Origin of the sequence: Cellulosimicrobium sp. Marseille-Q4280 (assembly GCF_943181405.1) — a bacterium.
Taxonomy (GTDB): domain Bacteria; phylum Actinomycetota; class Actinomycetes; order Actinomycetales; family Cellulomonadaceae; genus Cellulosimicrobium.
Genome location: NZ_CALPBY010000007.1, coordinates 202,709 through 229,428 on the forward strand (window position 1 = coordinate 202,709; position 26,720 = coordinate 229,428).

22 protein-coding genes are annotated in these 26,720 nt (G+C 74.1%); 11 read left to right on the forward strand and 11 right to left on the reverse strand.

Annotated elements, in window-relative coordinates; all coding sequences use genetic code 11:
• Nucleotides 1-3: 3 nt before the first annotated feature.
• From NFS20_RS18140 to NFS20_RS18155, 4 genes are all read right to left on the reverse strand, one after another.
• Nucleotides 4-930, reverse strand: coding sequence for a CoA transferase subunit A (locus tag NFS20_RS18140; protein WP_251153208.1), 927 nt, complete (start codon nucleotides 928-930; stop codon nucleotides 4-6).
• Between the two features lie 158 nt (nucleotides 931-1,088).
• Nucleotides 1,089-2,384 carry a Na+/H+ antiporter NhaA gene (nhaA, locus tag NFS20_RS18145; protein ID WP_251153209.1) on the reverse strand — a complete coding sequence of 432 codons (1,296 nt, stop codon included), beginning with the start codon at nucleotides 2,382-2,384 and terminating at the stop codon, nucleotides 1,089-1,091.
• A gap of 142 nt (nucleotides 2,385-2,526) precedes the next feature.
• The gene (locus NFS20_RS18150) at nucleotides 2,527-3,105 is read right to left on the reverse strand and encodes a DUF1697 domain-containing protein (RefSeq protein WP_251153210.1); all 579 of its coding nucleotides are present in this window, start codon (nucleotides 3,103-3,105) and stop codon (nucleotides 2,527-2,529) included.
• Entirely contained in the window at nucleotides 3,102-4,646 is a 1,545-nt protein-coding gene (locus NFS20_RS18155) for an amidase (protein WP_251153211.1), read from the reverse strand. The genes NFS20_RS18150 and NFS20_RS18155 overlap by 4 nt, the downstream gene beginning before the upstream one ends.
• Nucleotides 4,647-4,794: 148 nt before the next feature.
• Here NFS20_RS18155 and NFS20_RS18160 point away from each other — a divergent pair, with 148 nt between their 5' ends.
• Both NFS20_RS18160 and phoH2 read left to right on the forward strand, forming a co-directional pair.
• On the forward strand, nucleotides 4,795-6,372 hold the full coding sequence (locus NFS20_RS18160; protein WP_251153212.1) for a DHA2 family efflux MFS transporter permease subunit: 1,578 nt from the start codon (nucleotides 4,795-4,797) through the stop codon (nucleotides 6,370-6,372).
• Between the two features lie 261 nt (nucleotides 6,373-6,633).
• Entirely contained in the window at nucleotides 6,634-7,992 is a 1,359-nt protein-coding gene (phoH2, locus tag NFS20_RS18165) for an RNA 5'-3' helicase PhoH2 (protein ID WP_251153213.1), read from the forward strand.
• On the opposite strand, the gene NFS20_RS18170 is transcribed toward phoH2, so the two are convergent.
• Nucleotides 7,925-9,409 carry an FUSC family protein gene (locus NFS20_RS18170; protein ID WP_251153214.1) on the reverse strand — a complete coding sequence of 495 codons (1,485 nt, stop codon included), beginning with the start codon at nucleotides 9,407-9,409 and terminating at the stop codon, nucleotides 7,925-7,927. The two genes, phoH2 and NFS20_RS18170, sit on opposite strands and share 68 nt — an antisense overlap.
• 74 nt (nucleotides 9,410-9,483) lie before the next feature.
• On the opposite strand from NFS20_RS18170, the gene NFS20_RS18175 reads away from it, so the two are divergent.
• Nucleotides 9,484-9,972 (forward strand): MarR family winged helix-turn-helix transcriptional regulator, encoded by a 489-nt coding sequence (locus NFS20_RS18175; RefSeq protein ID WP_251153215.1) that lies wholly within the window; start codon nucleotides 9,484-9,486, stop codon nucleotides 9,970-9,972.
• Between the two features lie 191 nt (nucleotides 9,973-10,163).
• Nucleotides 10,164-11,675, forward strand: coding sequence for an MFS transporter (locus tag NFS20_RS18180; protein ID WP_251153216.1), 1,512 nt, complete (start codon nucleotides 10,164-10,166; stop codon nucleotides 11,673-11,675).
• A gap of 187 nt (nucleotides 11,676-11,862) precedes the next feature.
• Here the strand turns inward: NFS20_RS18180 and NFS20_RS18185 are convergent, their stop codons facing one another.
• Nucleotides 11,863-13,302 (reverse strand): class II fumarate hydratase, encoded by a 1,440-nt coding sequence (locus NFS20_RS18185; RefSeq protein WP_251153217.1) that lies wholly within the window; start codon nucleotides 13,300-13,302, stop codon nucleotides 11,863-11,865.
• A gap of 96 nt (nucleotides 13,303-13,398) precedes the next feature.
• Nucleotides 13,399-14,067 (reverse strand): carbonic anhydrase, encoded by a 669-nt coding sequence (locus NFS20_RS18190; RefSeq protein ID WP_251153218.1) that lies wholly within the window; start codon nucleotides 14,065-14,067, stop codon nucleotides 13,399-13,401.
• A 127-nt stretch (nucleotides 14,068-14,194) separates the two neighbouring features.
• Here NFS20_RS18190 and NFS20_RS18195 point away from each other — a divergent pair, with 127 nt between their 5' ends.
• The 4 genes from NFS20_RS18195 to NFS20_RS18210 are packed head-to-tail and all read left to right on the forward strand — an operon-like array spanning nucleotide 14,195 to nucleotide 18,624.
• Nucleotides 14,195-15,487 carry an extracellular solute-binding protein gene (locus NFS20_RS18195; protein ID WP_251153219.1) on the forward strand — a complete coding sequence of 431 codons (1,293 nt, stop codon included), beginning with the start codon at nucleotides 14,195-14,197 and terminating at the stop codon, nucleotides 15,485-15,487.
• A 35-nt stretch (nucleotides 15,488-15,522) separates the two neighbouring features.
• Nucleotides 15,523-16,473, forward strand: a complete 951-nt coding sequence (locus tag NFS20_RS18200; RefSeq protein WP_251153355.1) for a carbohydrate ABC transporter permease — start codon at nucleotides 15,523-15,525, stop codon at nucleotides 16,471-16,473.
• The gene (locus tag NFS20_RS18205) at nucleotides 16,473-17,324 is read left to right on the forward strand and encodes a carbohydrate ABC transporter permease (RefSeq protein WP_251153220.1); all 852 of its coding nucleotides are present in this window, start codon (nucleotides 16,473-16,475) and stop codon (nucleotides 17,322-17,324) included. The genes NFS20_RS18200 and NFS20_RS18205 overlap by 1 nt, the downstream gene beginning before the upstream one ends.
• A gap of 46 nt (nucleotides 17,325-17,370) precedes the next feature.
• Nucleotides 17,371-18,624, forward strand: coding sequence for an ABC transporter ATP-binding protein (locus NFS20_RS18210; protein WP_251153221.1), 1,254 nt, complete (start codon nucleotides 17,371-17,373; stop codon nucleotides 18,622-18,624).
• Between the two features lie 39 nt (nucleotides 18,625-18,663).
• On the opposite strand, the gene NFS20_RS18215 is transcribed toward NFS20_RS18210, so the two are convergent.
• The 3 genes from NFS20_RS18215 to xseA all read right to left on the reverse strand — a co-directional run bounded on the left by NFS20_RS18215 (nucleotide 18,664) and on the right by xseA (nucleotide 21,363).
• Entirely contained in the window at nucleotides 18,664-19,641 is a 978-nt protein-coding gene (locus NFS20_RS18215) for a carbohydrate kinase family protein (RefSeq protein ID WP_251153222.1), read from the reverse strand.
• Nucleotides 19,638-19,946, reverse strand: coding sequence for an exodeoxyribonuclease VII small subunit (locus tag NFS20_RS18220; RefSeq protein ID WP_502800834.1), 309 nt, complete (start codon nucleotides 19,944-19,946; stop codon nucleotides 19,638-19,640). Before NFS20_RS18220 ends, NFS20_RS18215 begins: the two co-directional genes overlap by 4 nt.
• Before the next feature lie 112 nt (nucleotides 19,947-20,058).
• Nucleotides 20,059-21,363, reverse strand: a complete 1,305-nt coding sequence (gene xseA / locus NFS20_RS18225) for an exodeoxyribonuclease VII large subunit (protein ID WP_251153224.1) — start codon at nucleotides 21,361-21,363, stop codon at nucleotides 20,059-20,061.
• Between the two features lie 169 nt (nucleotides 21,364-21,532).
• Between xseA and NFS20_RS18230 the strand changes: the two genes are divergently transcribed.
• Nucleotides 21,533-22,603 carry a 4-hydroxy-3-methylbut-2-enyl diphosphate reductase gene (locus tag NFS20_RS18230; protein ID WP_251153356.1) on the forward strand — a complete coding sequence of 357 codons (1,071 nt, stop codon included), beginning with the start codon at nucleotides 21,533-21,535 and terminating at the stop codon, nucleotides 22,601-22,603.
• Nucleotides 22,604-22,607: 4 nt separating this feature from the next.
• Here the strand turns inward: NFS20_RS18230 and NFS20_RS18235 are convergent, their stop codons facing one another.
• Nucleotides 22,608-24,140, reverse strand: a complete 1,533-nt coding sequence (locus tag NFS20_RS18235; RefSeq protein ID WP_251153225.1) for a DNA recombination protein RmuC — start codon at nucleotides 24,138-24,140, stop codon at nucleotides 22,608-22,610.
• An 87-nt stretch (nucleotides 24,141-24,227) separates the two neighbouring features.
• Between NFS20_RS18235 and NFS20_RS18240 the strand changes: the two genes are divergently transcribed.
• Complete coding sequence (locus NFS20_RS18240; RefSeq protein ID WP_251153226.1) at nucleotides 24,228-25,127, forward strand: ABC transporter ATP-binding protein; 900 nt, start codon at nucleotides 24,228-24,230, stop codon at nucleotides 25,125-25,127.
• A complete protein-coding gene (locus tag NFS20_RS18245; protein WP_251153227.1) occupies nucleotides 25,109-26,695 on the forward strand; it encodes a hypothetical protein in 1,587 nt (528 codons plus the stop codon). The genes NFS20_RS18240 and NFS20_RS18245 overlap by 19 nt, the downstream gene beginning before the upstream one ends.
• Nucleotides 26,696-26,720: the final 25 nt, after the last annotated feature.

Genomic DNA, 26,720 nt, shown 5'->3' on the forward strand with positions numbered 1-26,720 from the left:
GTCTCAGCCCTCCTTCGGGGTGGGGACGGCGGGAGCGGTGCCCGACGCCGCGGGCGCGGGCCGGCCGGTCTCCGCAGCGGGCCGGACCGTGCGTCGCTCGATGCGCTTCGGCGCGTCGGTCCCGACCTCGACCACGCGGTGCACGAACACGCCGGGCAGGTGGACGGCGTCGGGGTCGATCGCGCCGGGCTCGACGAGCTCCTCGACCTGCGCGACGCACACGCGCCCGGCCATCGCGGCGAGCGGGGAGAAGTTGCGGGCCGAGCGGTGGAACGCGAGGTTGCCGTGCCGGTCCCCGCGCTGTGCGTGGACGAGCGCGAAGTCGGTGGTGATCGCCTCCTCGAGGACGAACTCGGCCTCGTCCGCGAAGGTGCCGTCCAGCCCGCGCGGGCCCACGCCGAACGCGCGCACCTCCTTCGGCGAGCTCGCCCGGGCGACCCCGCCCGCGCCGTCGTACCGCTGGGGCAGGCCGCCCTCGGCGACCTGCGTGCCGACGCCGGTGCGTGTCCAGAAGCCTGCGATCCCGGACCCGCCGGCGCGCAGCTTCTCCGCGAGGGTGCCCTGCGGCGTGAGCTCGAGCTCGAGCTCCCCGGAGAGGAACTGACGCTCGAACTCCTTGTTCTCGCCGACGTACGAGCTCGTCATCCGCCGGATCCGCCCGGCCCGCAGGAGCAGTCCGAGACCCCAGTCGTCGACGCCGCAGTTGTTGCTCACGACCCACAGGTCGCGCGTCCCCTGCGCGAGCAGCGCCTCGATGAGCGCGACCGGGTTGCCGCACAGGCCGAACCCGCCGACGGCGAGCGACGCGCCGTCGGGCACGTCGGCCACGGCCTCGGCGGCCGACGCGACGACCTTGTCCAGGCCCGGTCGCCCGTCCGGGCGGGGGAGCCCGGGAGCGGGCGGGGGAACGGGTGGGCTCGTCAGGCTCATGGCGCGACCTCCTCGTCACGGCCGTCGCCGAGGGGTGGTGGACGACGGCGCACCGGCCGCGCGGCGACCGTGCCGCGCGGGATCTCGTGGGTCGATCATCCCGCGCCGCGCGGTGTCCGGGCGACCGGTGCCCTCGGGCGCGCGTCGCGCGCCGGGCGTCAGTGCTCGAGCCGGTCCTTCTCGTCGCCGATGAGGTCGGTGACCTCGTCGGGCAGGTCGTCGCGGTTCATGTCGTCGGAGCGGGCCTTGCGCGCGTCCCACCGCAGCGAGAACGCGGCGAGCACCGCGGCGATCGTCGAGGCGGCGAGGATCGCGATCTTCGCGCCGTCGGTGTGCTCGGCGTCGGGGAAGGAGAGCTCGGCGATGAGGAGCGACACCGTGAAGCCGATCCCCGCGAGGAGACCGACCGGCAACAGGTCGCGCACCCCGATCCCGGCGGCGAGACGCAGCGGGGTGAAGCGCGTGACGAGCGCGGTGACCCCGAGGACGCCGATGAGCTTGCCGAGGACGAGGCCGAGCACGATGGCGAGCACGACGGGCTGGGCGAGGACCTCGGAGACCGGGGTCTCGCCGCCGACGATCGACACGCCCGCGGCGAAGAACGCGAAGAGGGGGAGGGCGATGCCCTGCGAGACCGGCCGGACCGTGCGCTCGAAGCGGTGCGTGCGCGACTCGCTCTCACCGTGGACGACGAGCGCCGGGACCGCGAAGCCGAGGAGGACGCCGGCGATGGTCGCGTGGACGCCCGACTCGTGCATGAACGCCCACGCGACGGCGGCGACGGGGAGCAGGAGCCACCAGTGCGTGCGCCGGGCACGGACGAGCACCGCGTACAGCGCGACGGCGACCAGCGAGAGACCGAGGAAGAGCCAGTCGAGGTCCTCGGTGTAGAAGATCGCGATGATGACGATCGCGAGCAGGTCGTCGACGACCGCGAGCGTGAGGAGGAACGTGCGGATCGCGACGGGCAGCCCGCGCCCGAAGACGGCGAGCACGCCGAGGGCGAACGCGATGTCGGTCGCGGTCGGGATCGCCCACCCGTGCAGCGCGCTCGGGTCGCCCAGGACGAGCAGCACGACGACGAAGATCGCCGCCGGGACCGCCATGCCACCGACGGCGGCGAGCATCGGGACCCCGGCCTGCTTCGGGTTGCGCAGGCTCCCGGCGACGAACTCCTGCTTGAGCTCGACCCCGACGACGAAGAAGAAGACGGCGAGCAGCCCGTCCGCCGCCCACGTCGCGAGCGTGAGGTCGAGGTGCAGCGGGGCCGAGGGGCCGAGGACGGCGTTCGACAGCGTGAAGTACGCGTCGCGCCACGGGGAGTTCGCCCAGAGGAGCGCGACGAGGGCGGCGCCGATGAGCAGCGCGCCTCCCGTCGTCTCGCGGCTCGCCCAGCGGCGCAGCGGGCCGGGTGCGGACGAGGAAGGCGCGGTGGACGGGGACGCAGCAGTCATGGTTCTCCTGGGGAGGTCGGTGGCGGGAGGGCGACACGAGGGGTCGCTGAACGCGTCGCCGACCAGACTTCCCGGCACACCGGGGACGATCCTACGCGGCGGTCGGGCACCGCGCCCGCGCGCCCGCGAACGACGAGCGGGGTCAGGTGGGCGGCGTCGTCGCCCCGTCGCCGTCGACCTCTCGCGCCAGCTCGAGCAGCCGCGTGACGGTGTTCCAGTTCCGGCCCGTCACGGGCGTTCCCGCGGCGCGCGACAGCACGGTCGTCGTGAGCGGCGACCGGCCGATGCCGTCGGGGTACCGCGCGTAGAGCACGCCGTGCGCGACGGCGAGGCTCTCGCGCCCCGCGGTGGACAGGTCCAGCCGTGCGATCCCCGCGGCGTCGACCGGCTCCGCCCCGACGAGCACGAGCACGTGCGACGGGTCCTCGCGCGCGGCCTTCGGCCAGGGGACGTCGGCGACGATCCGCTCGAGCTGCGCGGTCGTCAGCACGACGACGGTCGCGTCGACGCCGAACTCCTCGACCACGCCGTCGTGGACGAGACGCGCCACGTCCGCGGCCGACCTCGCGCCCGAGCCGCCGGCCGCCACCACGAGGTTGCCGCTGTTGACGATCGTGCGGGGCGCGGCGAACCCGAGCTCGCCGGCCAGGGCGCGCAGCCGCGTCGACGGGACCTTGCGTCCGCCGACGTTCACGGCGAACAGCAGCGCGGCGTAGCTCATGGCACCTCCGGGGGACGGCGGTCGGACCAGGGCGCCGCCTGCTCCAGCAGCGCGGCGAGGCACAGCAGCAGCGCGTCGTCGCCGTGGGCTGCGCCGAGCATCACGCCGACGGGGACCGTTCGCGCGGTGCCGTCGGCGTCCTCGACGCGCGCCTCGCCGAGCGGCAGCGAGATCGCCGGTCGGCCGGTGAGGTTGTACAGGCTCGTCCACGGGGTGAACGCGGTCTGCGCCGCGAAGTCGGCGGCGGGGTCGTCGTCGAGCCGCTGGGTGCCGACGAGCGCGGGCGGCTGGGCGAGCGTCGGGGACACGACGACGTCGACGCCGGCCCACGCCGCGGCGACCTCGCGCGCGAGGGCCTGCACCCCGGCGAGCGCCGTCGCGTGCTCGAGACCCGTGACCGCGCGTCCGCGCTCCCGCAGCCAGCGCGTGAGCGGGACGAGGAGGCGCTCGCGGTCCGCCGGTACGGGCGCCTGGAGCGCGCCGACCGACCACAGGGCCGCGAACGCGTCCCAGCGCTCGGCCGGGAACGGGGGAGCGACCTCGACGACCTCGTGGCCGGCGTCCGCGAGGAGCACCGCGACGGTCCGGGCCGCAGCCGCGCACGCCGGGTGCACCGGGCCGTCGGCGGCGATCACGGGGTCGAGGAGCAGCCCGACCCGCAGGGTTCTTCCTCGCGAGCCGTGCGGGACGGTCGCGCCGAGCGCCGCGACGAACGACCGCGGCGGGCCGTCCGCGCCGGTGAGGAGCTCGCGCGAGCGCGTGCCCGACGGCGCGACGTCGCCACCCGTGAACGTGTCGCCCGGCCACGGCCGCGCGAGCACGTCGAGGAAGGCTGCCGTGTCCCGGACGGACCGGGTGAGGACGCCGTGCGTGGCGAGCCCGGCGCCGTCGACCCCGGACGGTCCCGGGCTCACGCGGCCCCGCGAGGGCTTGAGGCCGACCAGGCCGCACGCGCTCGCGGGGATGCGCAGCGAACCGCCGCCGTCGCTGCCGTGCGCGACGGGCACGACGCGCCCCGCGACGGCCGCGGCGGCGCCTCCGCTCGACCCGCCGGCGGACCGCGCGAGGTCCCACGGCGTGCGTGCCGGAGGGCCGGTGTCGGGCTCGGTGTAGCAGGGGAGGCCGAGCTCGGGCGTCGAGGTCTTGCCGACGAGCACCGTGCCCGCGGCGCGCAGGAGCGTCACGACGCCGTCGTCGACCGCGGGCAGGAACGGGTCGAGCGCCCCGGACCCGGCGCGCATCGGCACCCCGGCGACCATCGTGAGGTCCTTGACCGGGCACGGGACACCGAGGAACGGGGGGAGCGCGCCCGGCACGTCGGCGGTCCGGTCACGGCGCGCCGCGACGAGCGCGGCCTCCGCCGCCTCGGCCTGCGCGCTCGAGAGACCGGGCGCCAGCACCGCGAAGGCGCCGAGCGCCGCGCCCGTCTGCTCGGCCGCCTCGAGGGTGGCGGCGAGCACCTCGGTCGGCGAGACGTCGCCGACCCGGAGCGCCTCCGCGAGCGCGGTCGCGTCGAGGTCGTGCAGGTCGGGGAGGCCCATGCGCCCGACGCTACCGGGGCGGCCGTGTCGCCACCGCGCGGGGACGCTCCTATGATCGCTTGTGCCCACTCCTCCCGCTGGAACCGGTCCGTCCGAACGTGCCGCCGCCCCGACCTCCGTCGAGGCGCCCGCGCCCCGGACCGGTGTCGTGCCCCTCGTGGACCTGCACGGCCGCAGCGCGTGGAGCATCCTGCCGCCGTTGATCCTCGGCTTCTTCATGATCATGGTCGACACGACGATCGTGAACATCGCCGTGCCGACGCTCCAGCGCGAGCTCGACGCGAGCCTCGTCGCGGTCGGCTGGGTCAACAGCGCCTACCTGCTCTCGTACGCCGTGCTCCTCCTCCTGGCCGGGCGCCTCGGCGACCGGTACGGGCCCAAGCCCGTGTTCGTCGCGGGGCTCGTCGTCTTCACGCTCGCCTCGGCGTGGTGCGGGCTGTCGGGGTCGATCGGGATGCTCATCGCCGCGCGCGTCGTCCAGGGCGTCGGCGCGGCTCTCATGACGCCGCAGACCATGGCGATGATCACGCGCGTCTTCCCGGCGACCCAGCGCGGCGCGGCCATGGGCCTGTGGGGCGCGACCGCCGGCGTCGCGACGATCGCCGGCCCGCTGCTCGGCGGCGTGTTCGTCGAGACGTGGGGCTGGGAGTGGATCTTCTTCGTCAACGTCCCGGTGGGCGTCGTCGCGCTGTGGCTCGGGCTCACGCGGCTGCCGCGGCTCGCGACCAACAAGCGCACGTTCGACGTCCTGGGCGTCGTGCTGTCGGTCGTCGGGCTGTTCGCCGTCGTGTTCGGTCTCCAGGAGGGCGAGACGTACGACTGGGGCACCATCACGGGCTTCGTCACCGTGTGGGGCATGATCGGGCTCGGGCTGGCGGTTCTCGTCGTGTTCGTCTGGTGGCAGCACCGGCTCGGCGACGGGGCGCTCCTGCCGCTGAAGCTGTTCCGCTCGCGCACCTTCTCGCTCGCGAACGTCGCGGGCATGTCCGTGTCGTTCGCGATGATCGGGATCTTCTTCCCGCTCACGATCTTCCTGCAGTCGATCCTCGGCCTGTCGCCGCTGCACGCGGCGCTGATCAACCTGCCCGGCTCGCTCGTGTCCGGGATCGTCGCGCCGCTCGCGGGACGCCTCTCGGACCGCGTGCCCGCGAAGTGGGTCGTCGCGACGGGCTTCGGCGTCCTCGCCGTGGCGGTGGCGTGGCTCGCGGCCGTCGTCGCGCCCGGGGTGTCGGTCGCGGCGATCATCGCGCCGATGACGCTGTTCGGCATCGGGACCGGGTGCGTCTTCTCGCCGCTCGCCAACCTCGCGACGTCGGGCCTGGACGGCCGCACCGCCGGGGCCGGGGCGGGCGCGTTCAACACGACGCGCCAGGTGGGCGGCGTGATCGGGTCGGCCGCGGTCGTCGCGACCCTCACCGCGCGCCTCGCCGTGACCCTCCCTGCCGCGGCGCAGGACGCCGCGGCGTCCCTGCCCGAGGCGGTCCGTCAGCCGTTCCTCGACGGCTTCGCGGGCGCGGGCGGGTCGCTCGAGGGCGGCTCCGGCATGCCGGACCTCCCGGCGGGCGTGCCCGACGACGTCGCGCGCCAGGTCGGCGAGGCCGCCACGACCGCGTTCCACGCCGGTTTCGCGACGGCGGCCGGCCAGACGCTCGCGGTCACGGCCGCGGTGCTCGTGGTGGGCCTCGCGTGCGCGCTCGCCATGCCGCGCCGGCACGTCGAGCACTGACGGTCGCGGGCTCGACGTGAACGGCGGGTTAAACCTCGGCGACACGGGGGCGCAGGGCTGGTGATCGGAATCACACGGGCGTAGTTTCGCGAGGGACGGACGGCACCATCGCCGTCCTCCGGGAGGCCAGCCGATGGGGTTCATGCTCCGCTCAGGAGGGCCGGCACCGGCACTGCTGAGCCGTCGCACCCACGGCCCGGAAGCCGGTCGCCTGCCACACCCTGGAAGAGCACGGCGTTCGCGCGCCGGAGGGGAGCCCTCGTGGTCCACACCTCACCCACCCCCGGTCCTGCCCCGGACGACGACGGACGCCGGACGTTCGTCGTCGACACCTCGGTCCTCCTGAGCGACCCGCGCGCCATCGGGCGGTTCGCCGAGCACGACGTCGTCCTCCCGGTCGTCGTCATCACGGAGCTCGAGGCCAAGCGGCACCACGCGGAGCTCGGGTACTTCGCCCGCAGCGCGCTGCGCATGCTCGACGAGCTGCGGGTGAAGCACGGCCGCCTCGACGCGCCGATCCCGGTCGGCGACGTGGGCGGCACGTTGCGCGTCGAGCTCAACCACACGGATCCCACGGTGCTGCCGGCCGGCTTCCGCCTGGGGGACAACGACACACGCATCCTGTCCGTCGCGGCGAACCTCGCGACCGAGGGTCACGACGTGACGGTCGTGTCGAAGGACCTGCCGATGCGCGTCAAGGCGTCGGCCGTCGGGCTGCGCGCCGAGGAGTACCGCGCGGAGCTCGCCGTGGACTCCGGCTGGACGGGGATGAGCGAGATCTCGTTCACCGACGAGGAGACCGCGTCCCTGTGGGAGCACGAGTCCGTCGAGATCGCGAGCCTCGACCCCGCGGTCGTCGAGGCCGCCGGCCCCCTGCACTGCCACACGGGCCTCGTGGTGCACTCGCCGCGCGGGTCGGCGCTCGGCAGGGTCACGGCCGACAAGCACGTGCAGCTCGTGCGCGGCGACCGCGACCTGTTCGGCCTGCACGGGCGGTCCGCCGAGCAGCGGGTCGCGATCGACCTGCTCCTCGACGACAGCGTCGGGATCCTCTCGCTCGGCGGTCGCGCGGGGACGGGCAAGTCGGCGCTCGCGCTGTGCGCCGGTCTCGAGGCCGTGATGGAGCGCCGTCAGCACCGCAAGGTCATGGTGTTCCGGCCGCTCTACGCCGTGGGGGGCCAGGAGCTCGGGTACCTGCCCGGCTCCGAGGCCGAGAAGATGAACCCCTGGGCGCAGGCGGTGTACGACACCCTCGGTGCTCTCGTCTCCCCGCAGGTCCTCGACGAGGTGATCGACCGCGACATGCTCGAGGTCCTGCCGCTCACGCACATCCGCGGCAGGTCCCTGCACGACGCGTTCGTCATCGTCGACGAGGCCCAGTCGCTCGAGCGCAACGTTCTCCTGACCGTGCTCTCGCGCATCGGGCAGTCGTCGCGCGTCGTGCTCACGCACGACGTCGCGCAGCGGGACAACCTGCGCGTCGGGCGGCACGACGGCGTCGCCGCGGTGATCGAGGCGCTCAAGGGGCACCCGCTGTTCGCGCACGTGACGCTCACGCGCTCCGAGCGGTCGCCCGTCGCTGCGCTCGTGACGGAGATGCTGGAGTCGATCGAGGTCTGACGGCCGAGGGCGCGAGCCCCGGTCCTGCGGGGGAGGAGCCGGCCGCGACCGGGACCTCCCCCGTCGGACCGGGGTCGTCGCTCCCGGGGTCCGATGCCGTCGGCCGGGCGTGCAGGAGGACCACGGCGAGCAGGCCGACGGCGGCGCCGACCACGGTGTCGAGGGCGCGGTCGAGCGCGAGCGAGGCGGGCTCCGCGGGGTGCGCGAGGGACGTCATGAGCAGCGCCATCGGCGTGATGGTGAGCATCGCGAGGCCGTAGTGGCGGCCGACGACCACCTCCGTGACGGTCTGGAGGACCACCACGACGGCGGCCGTCGCCCAGAACCCGAGGTGGGCGGCGAGCAGGGGCCACGCGAGGAGCGCCCCGACGACCGTCCCGGCACCGCGCTGGAGCGCACGCACGACCGCGTTCCGGTCGGAGTCGCCCTGGAGCACCGCGGTCGACCCCATCGTCGCCCAAGCGGCGTGCCCGAGGCCCGCGAGCGACGCCACGCCTCCGGCGACGACACCCGCGACCGCGACGCGCGCGGTCGGCAGCCGCCAGCGCCCGGAGAGGTTCCGGCGCGCCTGGTCCCGCAGCGTGGTGCGCCGCTCGACGGGCGCGTCCCGGACGCCCGCGCCGGACGTCCCGAGCGTGCGCTCCACGAGGTCGAGCTCCGCCGAGAGCTCGAGGGCCGCCGCCCGGGGGAGACGCCACGACAGGTCGTCGGCGAGCACCTCGCGGGCCCGGGCGACGGCGCGGCGGGCGGCGTCGGAGCCGGGGCCGGCCGCCGCGTCGGAGGCGGGCCCTGCCGTCGCGTCGGAGGACGCGGCGGCGGCGCGTGTCGCGTCGAGGGCCCGTCGCACGGCAAGCCGCGCCGGGCCGGACGGCCGGACGACGGCACCGGCCGTGCACACGACCCAGGCGAGCAGCGCACCCAGCGCGGCGGCGACGGCACGCGGCCCGACGTCCTCGAGACCGGGCGCTCCCGCGAGCCCGGCGCCGGCGGCGAAGACGACGATCGTCGCCCCGGGCGGCCCGGTGCGCAGTAGTGCGCACAGCGCCGTGGAGCCCGCGGCCAGCGCAGCGACGCCCGCGAGCAGCACGGCCGGGGGGACCGCGAGCGCGGCGAGCGCCGTGAAGAGCGCGATGCTCGCGGTCATCACGACGCCGACGCCCGCGAGGAGCGACGCGCGCCGACGGTACGGGTCGTACCGGCCGTACAGGGACGTGAGGGCGCCGAGCGACGCGAACGCGGCGAGGTCCGTGCGGCCGAGCAGGCCGGGCACGGCGAGCGCGAGGGCGACGGCCGCGCCGCACCTCAGCGCCGCGGCGACAGTCGCGTCCGCGGGGCTCGCGCGCAGGGCCGCGGAGAGGTGGGACGGGTCCAGGACGGTCCGTGCGGTGCTGCGGACGGGGGCGAGGGAGAGGGGCATCGCGACCAGGGTATCGATGATTCCCCGATGTTTCACCGGTGAAATACTGTGAGCCGCGCCCTATCCTGGACACCGTGGACTACGTCGAGCGCCTCCGGGAGCAGTGGGCAGAGCAGCTGCCCGAGGTGGACACGTCGGTCGCCGACGTGACCGCGCGGCTGCGCCGCATCGCCGGGCTCCTCGACGCCCGGGTCGACGCGGCGCTGGACGAGCGCGAGGTCTCCCGTCCCGAGCTGGACGTGCTCACGGCCCTGCGTCGCACGGGCCGGCCGCTGCGCGCCGGGGAGGTGACGACCCTGACCGGCGCGCCCGGGGCGTCGATCACCAAGCGTCTCGACCGCCTCGAACGCGCGGGGCTCGTCGCGCGGACGGTCCTCGAGCGCGACCGCCGGGGGGTCGTCGTGGAGCTCACCGACGCCGGCCGGGCGCTCGTCGACGACGTGTTCCCGCGCCAGCTCGCCCTCGAGGAAGACGCCCTCGCCGGCCTGTCGGCCGACGACCGCGCGACTCTCGCGGCCCTCCTCGCCCCGGTCCTGCGGCGGCTCGACCCGGTGGAGCGCTGACGGTCCGCCCGACGGTGTGCCATCGGTCACGATCAGGCGCGGGGCGCCGCTGTGCGGGGGTGCGCGTGCGCTAGGGTGGCACGTCTGTCCGACCCCGCGGTTGGAGCGGCCGGGTGCCAGCGCAGCGCGCAGGGCACGACCGGTCCGGGCTGGAAACCCCACGATCCCCCCTCCGCGCCCGAAGGTCGCTCATGCCCTCACCGCCCCCCCCCGCTCCCGCCGCGCCCGGCACTGCTGCCGCCGCGACGCCGGACTCCTCCGCGACGGACCCGGGTGCGCCGCGCGACGCGCGCCGATGGTGGGTCCTCGTCGTCCTCGCCCTCACCCAGCTCCTCGTCGTGCTCGACGGCACGATCGTGAGCATCGCGCTGCCGCAGGCGCAGGCCGAGCTCGGCTTGAGCGACGCGCAGAGGCAGTGGGTCGTCACCGCGTACGCGCTCGCGTTCGGCGCGCTGCTCCTGCTCGGCGGCCGGATCGCCGACTACTGGGGACGCAAGCGCACGTTCCTGCTCGGCATGGCCGGGTTCGGCGTCGCGTCGCTGCTCGCGGGCTTCGCGCCGACGGGCGTCGCCCTCATCGCGACCCGCGGTCTCCAGGGCGCGTTCGCCGCGCTCCTCGCGCCGGCGGCGCTCGCGCTGCTCACCGTCTCGTTCCCGAGCGGGAAGGAGCGCAACACCGCGTTCGCGGTCTTCGGGTCGGTCGCGGGCGTCGGTGCCGCCGTCGGTCTCGTGCTCGGCGGGCTCCTCACCGAGCTCGCCGACTGGCGCTGGTGCCTGTGGGTCAACGTGCCGGTCACGGTCGCCGGCCTCGTCGCGGCAGCGCTGCTCGTCCGCGAGAGCCGCGCGGACGGCGACAACCGCTACGACGTCGTGGGCACCGTCCTCGTCGTCCTCGGCCTCGGCGCCCTCGTCTACGGGCTCACGCTGGCCGAGCACTCCTGGACGTCGCCCGCGACCGTCGCGCTCCTCGTCCTCGGGGTCGTGCTGCTCGCCGCCTTCGTCGTCGTCGAGTCGCGCGTGGACCAGCCGCTCCTGCCGCTGCGGATCGTGCGCGACCCGGTCCGCGCCGGTGCGTTCCTCCTCCAGGCGATCGTCGGCACGCTCATGATCGGCGCCCTGCTCTACCTGTCGTTCCACCTGCAGGTCGTCATGGGCCTCCCGCCGCTGCGCGCGGGCCTGGGCTCCGTGCCGATGACGCTCGTCATCCTGGTCCTCGCGCCGGTCGTCACCACGGTCCTGCTGCCCCGCGTCGGCCCGCGACCGCTCATGATCGCGGGCCCGCTCGTCGCCGCGGCAGGGCTGCTCCTGCTCAGCAGGGTCACGGTCGACGGCTCGTACGCCGCGGAGATCCTGCCGTCGCAGCTCGTGCTCGGCGTCGGGCTCGCGCTCGTCCTCGTCCCGCTCCAGAACGTCGCCCTCGCGGGCGTCGCCCCGCACGACGCCGGTGCCGCGAGCGCGACCGTCAACGCGGCGATGCAGATCGGGGGATCGATCGGCCTCTCGGTCTTCACGACGATCTACGCGAGCGCGCTGCCCGCGGCGGGCGCACCCACCCCGGCCGACCTGGTGGACGGCTATTCCGCCGTCTTCGTCGCCGCGGCCGTCACCATGGCGCTCGGCGCCGTCCTCGCGTTCGCCCTGGTCCGCGGCCCAAAGGAACGCCTCCTCCCGACCGGTGACGCGCAGGCCGTCCACCTCGGCTGATTGGCTGGGTCGGGCTCGCAGGACCTGCGCTGGGCGGCGAGGCACCAGGAGGACAGACCATCCTCGGACGGCGTGCCGACCGTTTGCGGACCCGCGCTCCGCAAGAGGTGACATGACGAGGCCGGGTGGGGTGGGGCCCCCCACCCACCCGGCCTACCAGGATGAGCAAGAGAGCGTGAGACGAACCTCAGCCCTGCGGCGGACGCGTCATCGACAGCACGTCCAGCGCCTCGTCGAGCTGCGCCTCGGTGACCTCGCCGCGCTCGACGAAGCCGAGGTCGACGACGGCCTGGCGCACCGTCAGGCCCTCCTTCACGGAGTGCTTCGCGACCTTCGCCGCGGCCTCGTACCCGATGACGCGGTTGAGCGGCGTGACGATGGACGGCGACGACTCGGCGAACGCGCGCGCCTTCTCGACGTTGGCGGTGATGCCCGCGACGGTCCGGTCCGCGAGGACCCTGGACGCGTTCGCGAGGAGGCGCACCGACTCGAGCACGCCCTGCGCGATGACGGGGATCTGCACGTTGAGCTCGAAGCTGCCCGACGCCCCGGCCCACGCGACGGTCGCGTCGTTGCCGATCACGCGCGCCGCGACCATGAGCACGGCCTCGGGGACCACGGGGTTGACCTTGCCCGGCATGATCGAGCTGCCCGGCTGCAGGTCGGGGATGAAGATCTCGCCGAGCCCCGTGTTGGGACCGGAGCCCATCCAGCGCAGGTCGTTGCAGATCTTCGTGAGGGACACGGCGATCGTGCGCAGCGCGCCCGACAGCTCGACGAGGCCGTCGCGCGCGGACTGCGCCTCGAAGTGGTCGCGCGCCTCGGTGAGCGGCAGGCCGGTGTCCTCGACGAGCAGGGCGATGACGCGCTGTGGGAACCCGGCCGGGGTGTTGATGCCCGTGCCGACCGCGGTGCCGCCGAGCGGGACCTCCGCGGCCCGGGGGAGCGCGGCCTGGAGCCGCTCGATCCCGTAGCGGATCGCGGCCGCGTACCCGCCGAACTCCTGGCCCAGCGTCACGGGGGTCGCGTCCATGAGGTGCGTGCGGCCCGACTTGACGACCGTCGCGAACTCGGTGGCCTTCGCCCCGAGCTCGCCCGCGAGGTGCTCGAGCGCGGGCACGAGGTCACGGACCACGCCGGCGGTCGCGGCGACGTGCACCGACGTCGGGAAGACGTCGTTGGACGACTGCGACGCGTTGACGTGGTCGTTCGGGTGGACGTCGCGGCCGAGCGAGCGCGTCGCGAGCGTCGCGAGCACCTCGTTGGTGTTCATGTTCGACGACGTCCCGGAGCCGGTCTGGAAGACGTCGACGGGGAAGTGCTCGTCGTGGGCGCCGGAGGCCACCTCGTCGGCGGCGGCGACGATCGCGGCGGCGACGTCCTCGTCGAGGACGCCCAGCTCGGCGTTCGCGCGTGCGGCGGCCTTCTTGACGCGGGCGAGCGCCTCGATGTGCCCTCGCTCGAGCGGGGTGCCGGAGATGGGGAAGTTCTCGACCGCGCGCTGGGTCTGCGCGCGGTAGAGGGCGTGCGCAGGGACGCGCACCTCGCCCATCGTGTCGTGCTCGATGCGGTACTCGGTCGCGGCGTCGCCGGCGACGGCGCCGGGTGCCTCGGGGGATGCAGTCATGGGACCATCCTGCCGCACCGCGACGGGCTGTCGGCAGGCCGGGTGAGCGACGTCACGCGTGCCCGTCCCGTGCGGCGAGGACGCGCCGACGGCCGGTCAGGCGCCGACGTGGGGCTGCTCGCCCACGTCGCCCACGACGTCGACCAGGCGCGCGCGACCCTCGGTGAAGTCGTACTCCACGCCGACGATCGCACAGCGGCCCTCGGCGACCGCCGCGGCGAGCCCGGCCGAGTACGAGTGCAGCATGTCGACCGTGTTGCGCACGTGCTCGCGGCGCAGGACGTCCGGGTCGATGCTCTCGAGCGAGCCGCCGCCCGCGCTCGTGATCTTGGCGATCGACGGGATGACCCGGTCGACGACGGCGCGGACGAACCCGTCGGCCTGCGCGCCCGTCGTGAGCGTGTTCACGGCGGCGGCCACGGCGCCGCACGAGTCGTGCCCGAGGACCACCACGAGCGGCGCGGACAGGATGTCGACGCCGTACTCGATCGAGCCGAGCACCGTGGTGTCCACGACGTGGCCCGCCGTCCGCACGACGAACATGTCGCCGAGACCCTGGTCGAAGACGATCTCCGCGGCGACGCGCGAGTCGGAGCACCCGAAGAGGACGGTGTGGGGGTGCTGCGCCGCCGACGTCTCCCGGCGTCGGTCCGCGCCCTGGGAGGGGTGCAACGGCGCGTCGGCGACGAACCGGTCGTTGCCGGCCCGCAGCGTCGCCCACGCCTCGGCGGGGGTGAGGAGTCGCTGGTCCACGGGGGTGCTCATGCGCCCATGATGACCGATGGCGACGACGCTGGCCGGAGGTGTTCACGTGGCGAACCGCGGGGCTGGGGTGTAGCCATGGGGAGAGGAGCCGCACCACATCTCGACCTCGCGACGAAGGGAGCCCGACGTGCGCCGACGCACCCGACCGCTCGCCGCCCTCGCCGCCCTGGCGGTGCTCGCACCGCTCGCGGCGTGCGGACCGGGCGACGAGGGGACACCGGTCCTCACGTGGTACATCAACCCGGACGCCGGGGGCCAGGCGGAGATCGCGGCGTCGTGCACCGAGGCGGCCGACGGCGCGTACCGGATCGAGACGGAGCTGCTCCCGCGCGACGCCGCCGCGCAGCGCGAGCAGCTCGCGCGTCGCCTCGCGGCGAAGGACTCCTCGATCGACCTCATGAGCCTCGACCCGGTGTTCATCGCCGAGTTCGCCGAGGCCGACTTCCTCGCCCCCGTCCCCGACGACGTCGCCGACGCGACGACGCAGGACGTGGTGCAGGGCGCGATCGACGCGTCGACGTGGAAGGACGAGCTCGTCGCGGTCCCGTTCTGGGCGAACACCCAGCTGCTCTGGTACCGCAAGTCGGTCGCGGAGGCCGCCGGGCTGGACATGAGCGGGCCGGTCACGTGGGACCAGATCATCGAGGCGGCGCAGGACCAGGACGCGCTGCTCGCCGTGCAGGGCGCCAAGGCCGAGTCGCTCACGGTCTGGATCAACGCGCTCGTCGCCGGAGCCGGCGGCGAGATCCTCGAGAACCCGGAGGCCCCGCCCGAGGACATCCAGCTCGGGCTCGAGTCGGAGGCGGGGACCGAGGCGGCCCGGATCATCGGCGACATCGGGACGTCGGGCGTCGGCGGCCCGGGACTGCCGAGCGAGGACGAGCCGGCGTCGCTGACCCTGTTCCAGGGGGACCGCGGGTCGTTCATGGTCAACTGGCCGTTCGTCTGGTCGTCCACGCAGGGCGCCGTCGAGGCCGGGTCGCTCGACCAGGGGCTCCTCGACGACATCGGCTGGGCGCTGTACCCGCAGACGATCGAGGGGGAGGACGCCCGACCGCCCTACGGCGGGATCAGCCTCGGCGTCGGGGCGTTCGGCGCGCACACCGACCTCGCCTACCAGGCGACGGAGTGCATCGTCAGCCCCGAGAACCAGGCGGAGTACTTCGTCACGAACGGCAACCCCGCGGCCAGCATCGAGGCCTACGAGGACCCGGACGTGCAGGAGGCCTTCCCGATGTACGACGTGATCCGGGACTCCCTCGACCAGGCGGCCCCCCGGCCGCAGACCCCGTTCTACAACGAGGTCTCGACGGGTCTGCAGCAGACCTGGTACGCGCCGGCCGACGTCGACCCCGAGACGACGCCGCAGGAGTCCACCGAGTTCATCACCGCCGTCCTGCGAGGGGAGCGACTGCTGTGAGCACCACGATCCCGGGAAGTGCGAAGGACGTCGAGATCGACGACGGCGACGACGGGTCGGGTCGGGACCGCCGGGCGAAGGCGGCGCGGAGCGACCGCGCCCGGTCGGAGGCGCGACTCGGCTGGCTCCTGGCCGGCCCCGCGTTCGTCGTCATGCTCGCCGTGACGCTCTACCCGATCCTCCAGGCCGTCTACGACTCGCTCTTCAACTACAAGCTCACCGCGCCGGACGACCGGTCGTTCGTGGGGATCAACAACTACGTCGTGATCCTCACCGACTCTGTCTGGTGGCGCGACCTCGGCGTGACGCTCTTCATCACCGTGGTGACGGTGGCCGTCGAGCTGGTCCTCGGGTTCGCGCTCGCGCTCGTCATGCACCGCGCGATCCGGCGTCTGCGCGGACTGCTGCGCACGGCGATCCTCGTGCCGTACGGCATCATCACGGTCGTCTCGGCGTTCGCGTGGTTCTACGCGTTCGACATCACGTCCGGCTACGTCAACCACTGGTTCGACTGGGTGCCGGGCGTCGGCCCCGACCTCAACTGGTTCGCGCAGCAGGGCACGAGCCTGTTCGTCATCATCGCGTCCGAGGTCTGGAAGACGACGCCGTTCATCTCGCTGCTGCTCCTCGCCGGCCTGGCCCAGGTGCCCGGCGACCTCGAGGAGGCCGCCAAGGTCGACGGCGCCACCGCGTGGCAGCGGTTCACGCGCGTCATCGTGCCGAACATGAAGGCCGCGATCATGGTCGCCGTGCTGTTCCGCGCGCTCGACGCGTTCCGCATCTTCGACAACGTCTTCATCATGACGAACGGCGCGAACGGGACCGAGGTGCTCTCCCTGCTCACCTACCGCACGGCGATCGGGCAGCTGCAGATCGGCATGGGCTCGGCCATCTCCGTCCTGCTGTTCCTGTGCGTCGTGCTCATCTGCTTCGTGGCGATCAAGCTCTTCAAGGTCGACCTGGCCGGCGCGAGAGGGGAGAAGTGATGGGTAGCGTGCTGAGCACCCGGGCGAAGGTCTGGTGGGCCGTCATCTCCGTCGTGGTCCTCGTCGGGGCGCTGTTCCCGATCGTGTCGATCTTCATGACGAGCTTCAAGTCGTCGTCCGACATCAACTCCGGGACGTTCCTGCCGCCGCAGTGGAGCAGCGAGAACTACGAGCAGATCCTCGCGTCGGGCGGCTCCGCGCAGGAGCTGTTCCTGTCCGCGCTGCGGAACTCGATCGGCATCTCGCTCATCGCGACGGTGATCGCCGTCGTCCTCGCGACGCTGTGCGCCTACGCGATCGCGCGCCTCGACTTCCCGGGCAAGCGGCTCATCCTCACGACGGCGCTCGGGGTCTCGATCTTCCCCGTCGTCGCGATCGTCACGCCGCTGTTCAACCTGTGGCGCAACATCGGCCTGTACGACACGTGGCTCGGGCTCATCATCCCGTACCTGTCGCTCACGCTCCCGATCTCCATCTGGACGCTGACCGCCTTCTTCCGCCAGATCCCGTGGGAGCTGGAGCAGGCGGCCCAGGTCGACGGCGCGACCCCGTGGCAGGCGTTCCGCAAGGCGATCGTGCCGCTCGCGGCACCCGGCGTCTTCACCACGGCGCTCATCGCCTTCTTCATCGCGTGGAACGACTTCGTCTACGGGATCTCGCTCACCTCCACGAGCGCCGCCCGGCCGGTCCCGGCCGCGCTCGCGTTCTTCACCGGGGCCTCGTACTTCGAGGAGCCGACCGGGGCGATCTCCGCCGCGGCCGTCGTCGTGACGATCCCCGTCGTCGTGCTCGTCGTCCTCTTCCAGCGCCAGATCGTCTCCGGTCTGACGCAGGGGGCGGTGAAGGGATGAGCACGTCCATCGCACCCCGAACCCGCCGACACCGAGGAGACAGCTGATGGCGTCGATCACCCTCAAGGACATCGTCAAGCGCTACGGCGACGGCTTCCTCGCCGTGGACAAGGTCGACCTGGACATCGCGGACGGCGAGTTCGTCATCCTCGTCGGGCCGTCCGGGTCGGGGAAGTCGACGGTGCTGCGCATGATCGTCGGCCTCGAGGACATCACGGCCGGTGACCTCGAGATCGACGGGGTGCGCGTCAACGAGAAGGCGCCGCGCGACCGCGACCTCGCGATGGTGTTCCAGAACTACGCGCTCTACCCGCACCTCACCGTCGCCGAGAACATCGCGTTCCCGCTGCGGCTCGCCAAGGGCAAGCACTCCGAGGAGGAGATCCGCGGGAAGGTCGAGCGGGCGGCGGACATGCTCGACCTGCGCGAGCACCTCGACCGGAAGCCCGCGAACCTCTCGGGCGGGCAGCGGCAGCGCGTCGCGATGGGCCGCGCGATCGTGCGCGACGCCAAGGCCTTCCTCTTCGACGAGCCGTTGTCGAACCTCGACGCGAAGCTCCGCGGCCAGACCCGCACCGAGATCGCCCGCCTGCAGCGCCGCCTCGGGACGACGACCGTCTACGTGACGCACGACCAGACCGAGGCCATGACGCTCGGCGACCGCGTCGCGGTGCTGCGCCGCGGCGTCCTGCAGCAGGTCGCGAGCCCCCGCGGCCTGTACGAGCAGCCCGTCAACCTCTTCGTCGCGGGCTTCATCGGCACGCCGCCGATGAACTTCCTGCCGGGCGAGGTGTCGGGCGGCCGGATCTCGCTGCCGTTCGGCGAGTTCGACCTGCCGGACCGCGTGCGCAAGGCCGTGGGCGACCGCGACCTCGTGATCGTGGGGCTGCGGCCCGAGCACTTCGAGGACGCCCGCCTCGTGGACCCGTCCAAGAAGGACCGCGGGCACACGTTCGAGGCGCAGATCGACGTCACGGAGTGGCTCGGCGCCGAGCTCTACGCGTACGTCCCCTTCGACATGCACGAGTCGGTGAAGGGCAAGCTGGACGAGCTCGACCGCGAGCTCGACGGCGAGGGGCAGCGCTCCCAGTTCGTCGTCGCGCTCGACTCGCAGTCCCGGGTGCGCGACGGCGACGTGACGGACCTGTGGTTCGACCCGACGAAGATGATGGTCTTCGACCCCGAGACGAGCGAGAACCTCACGCGCGACGACTCCGAGGCCCAGCGGATCGAGCAGGAGAACCAGGAGGACCGCAAGCGGTCGCTCGAGCGCGCGCAGAAGCAGGAGGCGCAGGTCTGACCTGCGACCTCGGGTCCACCCTCGCGTCCGCCTCCGCCGTCAGGCGGGGGAGAGCTCGGCGCGGCGCGGCGGGTTCGCGCCCGCGCGCGAGACGGTGATCGCCGCCACGGCGACGCAGCGCTCGAGCAGTCCCGCCAGCGTGGCGCCGTCGATCGCGCGCAGCGCCTCCCGGCGGTCCGCGCCGAGCAGGCCCGCGTCCCACAGCCCGTCGACCAGGGCGCCCATGAACGAGTCGCCGGCCCCGACGGTGTCGACGACGTCGACGCGCGGTGCCGCGACGCGCTGCTCGCCGGCGGCGGTCACCGCGACCGCGCCCTCGCCGCCGAGGGTCACGACGACGACCGCCGGGCCGAGGGCGAGCCAGTCCCGGGCGACCGAGACGGGGTCGGAGGCCGGGGCGAGCCACGCGAGGTCCTCGTCGCTGACCTTCACGACGTCGGCGAGCGCGACGAGCGCCTCGATGCGCGTCCGCGCGTCGGCCGGGTCGCCCATGAGGGCGGGCCGGGCGTTCGGGTCGTACGTGACGGTCGCCGTCGAGCGCGCCGAGGCGACGAGCTCGCGGACCGCGGCCGCGCCCGGCTCGAGCACCGCGGCGATCGAGCCGGTGTGCACGGCCAGCGTGCCCGCGTCGATGGCCGTGCCCGGCGGCACCTGCCACTCGAGGTCGAAGTCGTAGGTCGCCGCACCGTGCGCGTCGAGGTGGGCGGTCGCGACGCTGGTCCGTTCCGCGGCCGTGCTTCCCGGCGCCAGGGTCACGCCGGACTCGCCGAGCCAGCCCTGCAGCGCCGTGCCGCGCGCGTCGTCGCCGATCCACGTGACGAGCCGCGCGTCGCGGCCCAGGCGCCCGAGGGTCAGCGCGACGTTGGCCAGGCTCCCGCCGGGCAGCTCGTCGACGCTCCCGTCGGCGCGGTGCACGACGTCGACGAGCGCCTCGCCGACGGCGAGCACGTGCTCGCCGTGGGGGGCGTGCGGGGAGGGCTCGCGGTCGGACGAGGTGTGCTCGGGCGTCGTGCTCATCGGTCTCCTCCGGACGGGCGGTCGGGCGCGACGCCGGACGCGTCGTCGGGTTCGTCGGTCGCCGCGTCGTCGCGGGCGCGCGCGGCGTCGAGCCGGGCACGTGCGCCGTCGAGCCACTGCTGGCACCGGGCGGCGAGGGCCTCGCCGCGCTCCCAGAGCGCGAGGGAGTCCTCGAGCGGCTCGCCCCCGGTCTCGAGGCGTGCGACGACCTGGACGAGCTCGTCCCGCGCCTGCTCGTACGTGAGCCCGGAGACGTCCTGGCTGACAGCGTTGTCGGAATCGGTCACGGCGCTAGTGAACCCCATCTGTGCGGTGTCGTGGTCATGGTCCGTCCGGTGGGACGGTGGCCGAGCGCGGGCCGGACGCGACCCAACCCGCCGGAGCGCGTCGCCGTCGGGCCGCACGGCGTGGCGTGCGTCACGACGCGGCCTCTCGGTCGGCCCGCAGCACATGCGCGGAGAGCTCGCCGTGGGCGAGCCGCACGCGCAGCTCGGCACCGACCGCCGCGTCGTCCGGGGAGCGCACCACGTGGCCGTCGGCGCGCTGCACGACGGCGTAGCCGCGCTCGAGCGTCGACGCCGGCGAGAGCGCGCGCACCTGGCCCTCGAGCCGGCCGACCTCGCCCGCGGCGCGCACGAGCCGGGTGTCGAGCGCGCGGCGCGCACGGTCGCGAAGGGCCGCGACCCTCTCGGCCCGGTCGACGAGCATCACCTCGGGCGACGCGAGCACGGGTCGCGAGCGCACGGCGTCGAGCCCCGACTGCTCGCGCGCGACGCGGCCCTCGATCGCGGCGCGGATCCGGGTGCGCGCCTGTCCGACCCGCGCGCGCTCCTCGGACACGTCCGGGACGATGCGCTTCGCCGCGTCGGTCGGCGTGGACGCACGGTGGTCGGCGACGAGGTCGAGCAGGGGACTGTCCGTCTCGTGCCCGATCGCGCTGACGAGGGGCGTGCGGCAGGCGGCCGCCGTGCGGACGAGCGTCTCGTTGGAGAAGGGGAGCAGGTCCTCGACCGACCCGCCACCGCGCGCGACGACGATCACGTCGACCTCCGGTCGCGCGTCGAGCTCGCGGATCGCGTCGCCCACCTGCTGCACGGCGTGGGGACCCTGGACGGCGACCTCGCGGATCTCGAACCGCACCTGGGGCCAGCGCTCGCGCGCGTTGACGACGACGTCGTGCTCGGCCTTCGACTCGCGCCCGCACACGAGGCCCACCACGCCGGGCAGGAACGGGAGCGGGGCCTTGCGCGCGGCGTCGAACAGGCCCTCGGCGGCGAGGACGCGCCGCAGGTGCTCGATGCGGGCGAGCAGCTCGCCCACGCCCACCGGCCGGATCTCGCGCGCCTGGAGCTGGAGGGTGCCGCGCCGCGACCAGAAGACCGGCTTCGCGTGCACGACGACGTGCGCACCCTCCTCGACCAGCTTCCCGTCGAGGACGCGCACGGCTGCCGAGACGGGCAGCGACATGTCCTGGTCGGTGTCGCGCAGCGTGAGGAACGCCGTCGACGTGCCGGGGCGCCGGTTGAGCTGGACGACCTGGCCCTCGACCCACACGGGCGCCATGCGGTCGACGTACTGCTCGATCTTGCGCGCGAGCAGACGCACGGGCCACGGGTGCTCCGCGCTCGTGTCGAGCGCCCGCGCGGGGAGCTCGTGCCACGCCCTGGCGCGCGGGACGTCCGCCGACGGGGCGTCGTCGGGCAGCGGGAGCGAGGCGACCATGGGTCCAGCCTGCCGCATGCCACCGACGACCGGTCCCGTCCGGCTCCCGTCGCGGCGTGTGACGGTCCTGTGCAGGGGGCGGGAAGCCTCGGGGTACCGCCCCGGGCCGCCCCGGGCGGACGCCCGACGGTCACCTAGACTGACGGGCGTGAGCACCACCCCGTCCACCATGCCCGACGCGTCGTCCGCCACGCCGACGGCAGCGTCCGTCGCCTCCGCATCCGCCGCCCCCGCTGCCGGGAAGCGCGTGCTGCTGGCCGCACCCCGTGGCTACTGCGCGGGCGTCGACCGCGCCGTCGTCGCGGTGGAGAAGGCGCTCGAGCACTACGGCGCGCCGGTGTACGTGCGCAAGGAGATCGTCCACAACAAGTACGTCGTCGAGACCCTGAGCGAGCGCGGCGCGATCTTCGTGGACGAGACCGACGAGGTGCCCGAGGGCGCGCGCGTCGTGTTCTCCGCGCACGGCGTCTCGCCCGCGGTCAAGGCCGCGGCCGCGGAGCGCAACCTCGACACGATCGACGCCACGTGCCCGCTCGTGACGAAGGTGCACAAGGAGGCAGTGCGCTTCGCGAAGGACGACTACGACATCCTGCTCATCGGTCACGACGGCCACGAGGAGGTCGAGGGGACCGCGGGCGAGGCCCCCGACCACGTCCAGGTCGTCAACTCGCCCGACGCCGTCGACGACGTCGTCGTCCGCGACCCGTCCAAGGTCGTGTGGATCTCGCAGACCACGCTCTCGGTCGACGAGACGATGGAGACGGTGCGCCGCCTGCGCGAGAAGTTCCCGACGCTCCAGGACCCGCCGAGCGACGACATCTGCTACGCGACGCAGAACCGTCAGGTCGCGGTGAAGAAGCTCGCGCCGGACGCGGACGTGGTCATCGTCGTCGGCTCGGCGAACTCGTCGAACTCCGTGCGGCTGGTCGAGGTCGCGCTCCAGGCCGGTGCCCGCGCGTCCTACCGCGTGGACCACGCCAAGGAGATCGACGAGACCTGGCTCGAGGGCGCGACGTCCGTCGGTGTGACCTCGGGAGCGTCCGTGCCGGAGATCCTCGTCGACGACGTCCTCGCCTACCTCGCCGCGCGCGGGTTCGGGGAGGTCCAGGAGGTCCGGACGGCGACGGAGGACCTCATGTTCTCCCTGCCGCGCGAGCTGCGTGCCGACCTCGGTGCCACCGGGCCCGGCGCCCGGCCGGGCCGCGGCGGGCGACGCTCGCTGTCCGTCCAGCCGGTCTGACGCCTCAGGCGAACGCCTGGCGCCCGCGGTCCTCGTCGTCGTCGCCGGGGCGGTCGTCGATCGCGACCACCGCGTCGCTCGCCGCCGCCACGAGCTCGGGCTGGGTGACCGGCCGCGGCACGTCGTCGACCACGCGGACCTGACCGATGCGCTCGGCCTCGTCGACCACGTTCAGGTCGACCAGGCGCCGGGCCTGGGGGAGCACGCGCGTCTCGAGCGACCCGACGAACACGTTGAAGTCCTTCGTCGCGGCGCTCAGCGACCGGCCCAGCTTGGTCACGTGCCGCGCCGTGGTGACGAGCCGGGAGTGCAGCTCCTTGCCCGTCCGCAGCACCTCGTGCGCGTTGTCGGTCACGGCGTCCTGCTGCCACGCGTACGCGACCGTCCGCAGCAGGGCCATCAGCGTCATGGGTGTCGCGACGATGACGTTGCGCCGCATGGCGTACTCGAGGAGGTCGCCGCGCCGCTCGACCGCGGCGGCGAGGAACGGCTCGGCCGGGACGAACATGACGACGAACTCCGGCGCCGGGCTGAACTGCGACCAGTAGCGCTTCGACGCCAGGTCGTCGACGTGCTTGACCATGTGCCGCACGTGCGCGTCGAGCCGCGTCTCGCGCACCGCGGGGTCGGTCGCCTGCTGCGCCTCGAGGTAGCCGAGGAACGCGACCTTCGAGTCGACGACGACGTTCTTCCCGCCGGCGAGGTGCACCACCATGTCGGGACGCAGCGCGCCGTCCTCCGTCTCGACGTGCGCCTGCTCGGTGAAGTCGACGCGCGACAGCATCCCCGCCGCCTCGACCACGCGCCGCAGCTGCAGCTCTCCCCACGCGCCACGCGTCTGGGACGAGCGCAAGGCGGTGACGAGGTCCTCGGTCCCGCTGCGCAGGTCGGCGCTCGCCTGCGAGAGCTGGCGCAGATGCTCCGTGAGCGCGGCATGCCCCGCGGCCCGTGCCTGCTCCGCCGTCGCGACCTCGGTGCGCATCCGCTCGAGCGAGCGCGCGAGCGGCTCGACGAGCGTGCGGACCGCCTCCTCGCGCTTCGCGAGCTCGGCGACGCCCGACTCGTGGCTGCGGCGCAGGCGCTCCTCCGCGTGGACGAGGAACTGCTCTGACGTCGCGGCGAGGGCACGCCGCGACAGCGACTCGAACTGCGCCTCGAGCCGCCGGTGGTCGCCCTGGACCTCGCTCACGCGGCGCTCCGCGGCGCGCTGGAGCTCCGTGAGCTGCTGCTCGTGCGCGGCCTGCGCGAGGTCGAGGCGCTCGTCGGCGCTGCGCTGGGCGGCCGCGAGCTGGCGCACGAACGCGTCGCGCTCCGCGGCGACCTGCCGCTCGAACCCCGCACGCTCCGCGTCGAGACGCTCCGCGAGCCCCGCGCCGCGGGCCGCCTCCTGCTGCGCCTGGCCGAGGAGCGTGGTGAGACGACGGACCTCCGCGGCGGCGCCGTCGGGCGACGTGCGCCGCACGACGAGCACGAGCACCGCACCGACGACGAGCCCGAGGAGAAGGCCGACCGCGAACAGGAGCGTGGGCGAGTCCATGGCCGCACCTTCCCACGAGGCACCGACAGGGACACGACATGACAAAGCGCACGGCCCGCAGGCGAGACGCTCGGATAGGTTGACGGCATGGTCGAACCGACGAACGAACCACCTGCCGCTCCCGGCACGCCGGCTCCTCGCGGCACGCCGGCCCCTCCCGTCGCGGTCCCGGCGCCCGCCGCCCAGGTCCCCGGCCAGGCGCCCGGCCAGGCGCCCGCCGCGCCCCCGGACCCGTCCGCCGCGCTCTCGCTGCGCGGGCTGTGGAAGCGGTTCGGCGAGAAGGTCGCGGTCGCGGGTGTCGACCTCGACGTGCCCGCGGGCTCGTTCTACGGGCTCGTCGGGCCCAACGGCGCGGGCAAGACCACGACGCTGTCCATGGCGACGGGCCTGCTGCGCCCGGACTTCGGCAGCGCGCACGTGCACGGCACGGACCTGTGGGCCGACCCGGTCGCGGGCAAGCGGCAGCTCGGCATCCTGCCCGACGGCGTGCGGCTCTTCGACCGGCTCACGGGCGCCCAGCTCATCACCTACGCGGGCCTGCTGCGCGGCATGGACCGCGACACGGTGGCCGAGCGCACGACCGACCTCCTCGCGACGCTCGACCTCGCGCAGGACGCGAACACGTTCGTCGTCGACTACTCGGCCGGCATGACGAAGAAGGTCGCGCTCGCGACGGCCCTCATCCACGCTCCGCGCGTCCTCGTCCTCGACGAGCCGTTCGAGGCCGTCGACCCCGTGTCCGCAGCCAACATCCGCGACATCCTCGCGGGCTACGTCGCGAGCGGCGGCACGGTGGTCGTGTCGTCGCACGTCATGGACCTCGTCCAGCGCATGTGCGACCACGTCGCCGTCGTCGCCGGCGGGCACGTCCTCGCGGCGGGCACGATCGACGAGGTGCGCGGGGGACAGAGCCTCGAGGACCGCTTCGTCGAGCTCGTCGGCGGCCGCCAGACCTCGGAGGGCCTCGCATGGTTGCGCAGTTCGTAAGGCTCAAGCTCACCCTGATGGCGAACGCGTTCCGGCGCAGCACGTGGCAGACCATCGGGTTCGTCCTGGGGTCGCTGTACGGGCTGTTCGTCGTCGGCATGGTCGTCGTCGGGATGGTCGCGCTCGGCACGAACGACCCGACCCTGGCGGGCGCGGTGGCGATCCTGCTCGGCACGCTCGTCGTGCTCGGCTGGTGGATCGTGCCGCTCTTCGCGTTCGGCGTCGACGCGACGCTCGACCCGCAGCGGTTCGTCCTGTTCGGGATCCCGCAGCGCCGGCTGCTCGCCGGTCTCGCCGTCGCGGGCGTGGTGTCGATCCCGGGCATCGCGACCACGCTCTCCGCGCTGGGTGTCTCGCTCGCGTGGTGGCGCTCACCGCTCGCGCTGGTCGCCGCGCTCGTCGGCGCGGTCCTCGCGGTCGCGCTGTGCGTCGTCGGCTCCCGGGCCACGACGACGGCCCTCGCCCCGCTGCTCGAGTCCCGTCGGTACCGCGAGGTCGTGACGATCGCGGCCTTCGTCCCGCTCGTGCTCGTCGGACCCGCGTTCGCCTGGTTCGCCTCGCAGATGGGTGACGGGCCCGTCGACGGCGACTCGGTGCGCGAGCTGGCCGTGCGGCTCGCCGACATCGCGGCCTGGACCCCGTTCGGTGCCCCGTGGGGCCTCGCCGCGGCGGTGCACGACGGCGCGTGGGGCCTCGCGCTCGCGCGGCTCGCCGTGGCCGTGGCGACGCTCGCGGTCGCGTGGGTCGTGTGGGACCGCTCGCTCGCGCGAGCCCTCGTCACCCCGCCGACGTCGGGCGCCGGGGGGAAGGCCAAGGGCCTGGGGTTCTTCTCGCGGTTCCCGGCCACCCCGACCGGCGCGGTCGCCGCGCGCACGACCACGTACTGGCTGCGCGACCCGCGCTACTCCGGCTCGATCGCGGTCGTCCCGCTCATCCCGGTCGTGCTCCTGGTTCTCGGCGGGGGGTCGGGCTCGGACGTCTTCCTGATCCTCGGCCCGATCACCGCCTGGATCCTCGGCTTCGCGATCTCCGCCGACATCGCGTACGACCACACCGCGTTCGCACTGCACGTGTCGACCGGCGTGAGCGGGCGCGCGGACCGGTGGGGCCGCGCGATCCCGGTGCTCGCGGGCGGCGTCCCGGTGACCGTGGCGTTCGTCCTCGCCTCGGTCGCGGTCGCCGGGCGGTGGGACGCGCTCCCGGCACTGCTCGGCCTGACGCTGGGGACGCTGCTCGTCTCGACGGGCGTCTCGAGCGCGTCGTCGGCCCGGCTGCTCTACCCCGTGCCCAAGCCGGGGGACAGCCCGTTCAAGTCGCCCCAGGGCGCCGCGATAGCGACCCTCGTCGCGCAGACGGTCGCCATGGTGGTCACCCTGGCGCTCACGCTGCCGTTCCTCGTCCCCGGTGTCATCGCCGTCCTCCTTCCCCAGGCGGTGCTCGGGTGGGTGACGCTCGTGGTCGGGCTCGCGGTCGGAGCGCTCGTGCTCGTGCTCGGCGTGCGGTGGGGCGCGAAGGTCTACGACCGGCGAGCGCCCGAGCTGCTCCAGCGCGTGCTGTCGTACGCCTGACGCCCGGTGCCCCGGTCCCTCCTGG

What these genes read in the sequence shown, in the direction of transcription:
- NFS20_RS18210 (WP_251153221.1), top strand. Translation starts at nt 17,371, where the DNA reads ATGGCGTCGATCACCCTCAAGGACATCGTCAAGCGCTACGGCGACGGC.
- NFS20_RS18185 (WP_251153217.1), bottom strand. Translation starts at nt 13,302, where the DNA reads ATGACTGCATCCCCCGAGGCACCCGGCGCCGTCGCCGGCGACGCCGCG.
- NFS20_RS18205 (WP_251153220.1), top strand. Translation starts at nt 16,473, where the DNA reads ATGGGTAGCGTGCTGAGCACCCGGGCGAAGGTCTGGTGGGCCGTCATC.
- NFS20_RS18150 (WP_251153210.1), bottom strand. Translation starts at nt 3,105, where the DNA reads ATGAGCTACGCCGCGCTGCTGTTCGCCGTGAACGTCGGCGGACGCAAG.
- NFS20_RS18245 (WP_251153227.1), top strand. Translation starts at nt 25,109, where the DNA reads ATGGTTGCGCAGTTCGTAAGGCTCAAGCTCACCCTGATGGCGAACGCG.
- NFS20_RS18140 (WP_251153208.1), bottom strand. Translation starts at nt 930, where the DNA reads ATGAGCCTGACGAGCCCACCCGTTCCCCCGCCCGCTCCCGGGCTCCCC.
- NFS20_RS18190 (WP_251153218.1), bottom strand. Translation starts at nt 14,067, where the DNA reads ATGAGCACCCCCGTGGACCAGCGACTCCTCACCCCCGCCGAGGCGTGG.
- NFS20_RS18170 (WP_251153214.1), bottom strand. Translation starts at nt 9,409, where the DNA reads ATGCCCCTCTCCCTCGCCCCCGTCCGCAGCACCGCACGGACCGTCCTG.
- NFS20_RS18215 (WP_251153222.1), bottom strand. Translation starts at nt 19,641, where the DNA reads ATGAGCACGACGCCCGAGCACACCTCGTCCGACCGCGAGCCCTCCCCG.
- xseA (WP_251153224.1), bottom strand. Translation starts at nt 21,363, where the DNA reads ATGGTCGCCTCGCTCCCGCTGCCCGACGACGCCCCGTCGGCGGACGTC.
- NFS20_RS18180 (WP_251153216.1), top strand. Translation starts at nt 10,164, where the DNA reads ATGCCCTCACCGCCCCCCCCCGCTCCCGCCGCGCCCGGCACTGCTGCC.
- nhaA (WP_251153209.1), bottom strand. Translation starts at nt 2,384, where the DNA reads ATGACTGCTGCGTCCCCGTCCACCGCGCCTTCCTCGTCCGCACCCGGC.
- NFS20_RS18220 (WP_502800834.1), bottom strand. Translation starts at nt 19,946, where the DNA reads ATGGGGTTCACTAGCGCCGTGACCGATTCCGACAACGCTGTCAGCCAG.
- NFS20_RS18230 (WP_251153356.1), top strand. Translation starts at nt 21,533, where the DNA reads ATGCCCGACGCGTCGTCCGCCACGCCGACGGCAGCGTCCGTCGCCTCC.
- NFS20_RS18240 (WP_251153226.1), top strand. Translation starts at nt 24,228, where the DNA reads ATGGTCGAACCGACGAACGAACCACCTGCCGCTCCCGGCACGCCGGCT.
- NFS20_RS18155 (WP_251153211.1), bottom strand. Translation starts at nt 4,646, where the DNA reads ATGGGCCTCCCCGACCTGCACGACCTCGACGCGACCGCGCTCGCGGAG.
- NFS20_RS18235 (WP_251153225.1), bottom strand. Translation starts at nt 24,140, where the DNA reads ATGGACTCGCCCACGCTCCTGTTCGCGGTCGGCCTTCTCCTCGGGCTC.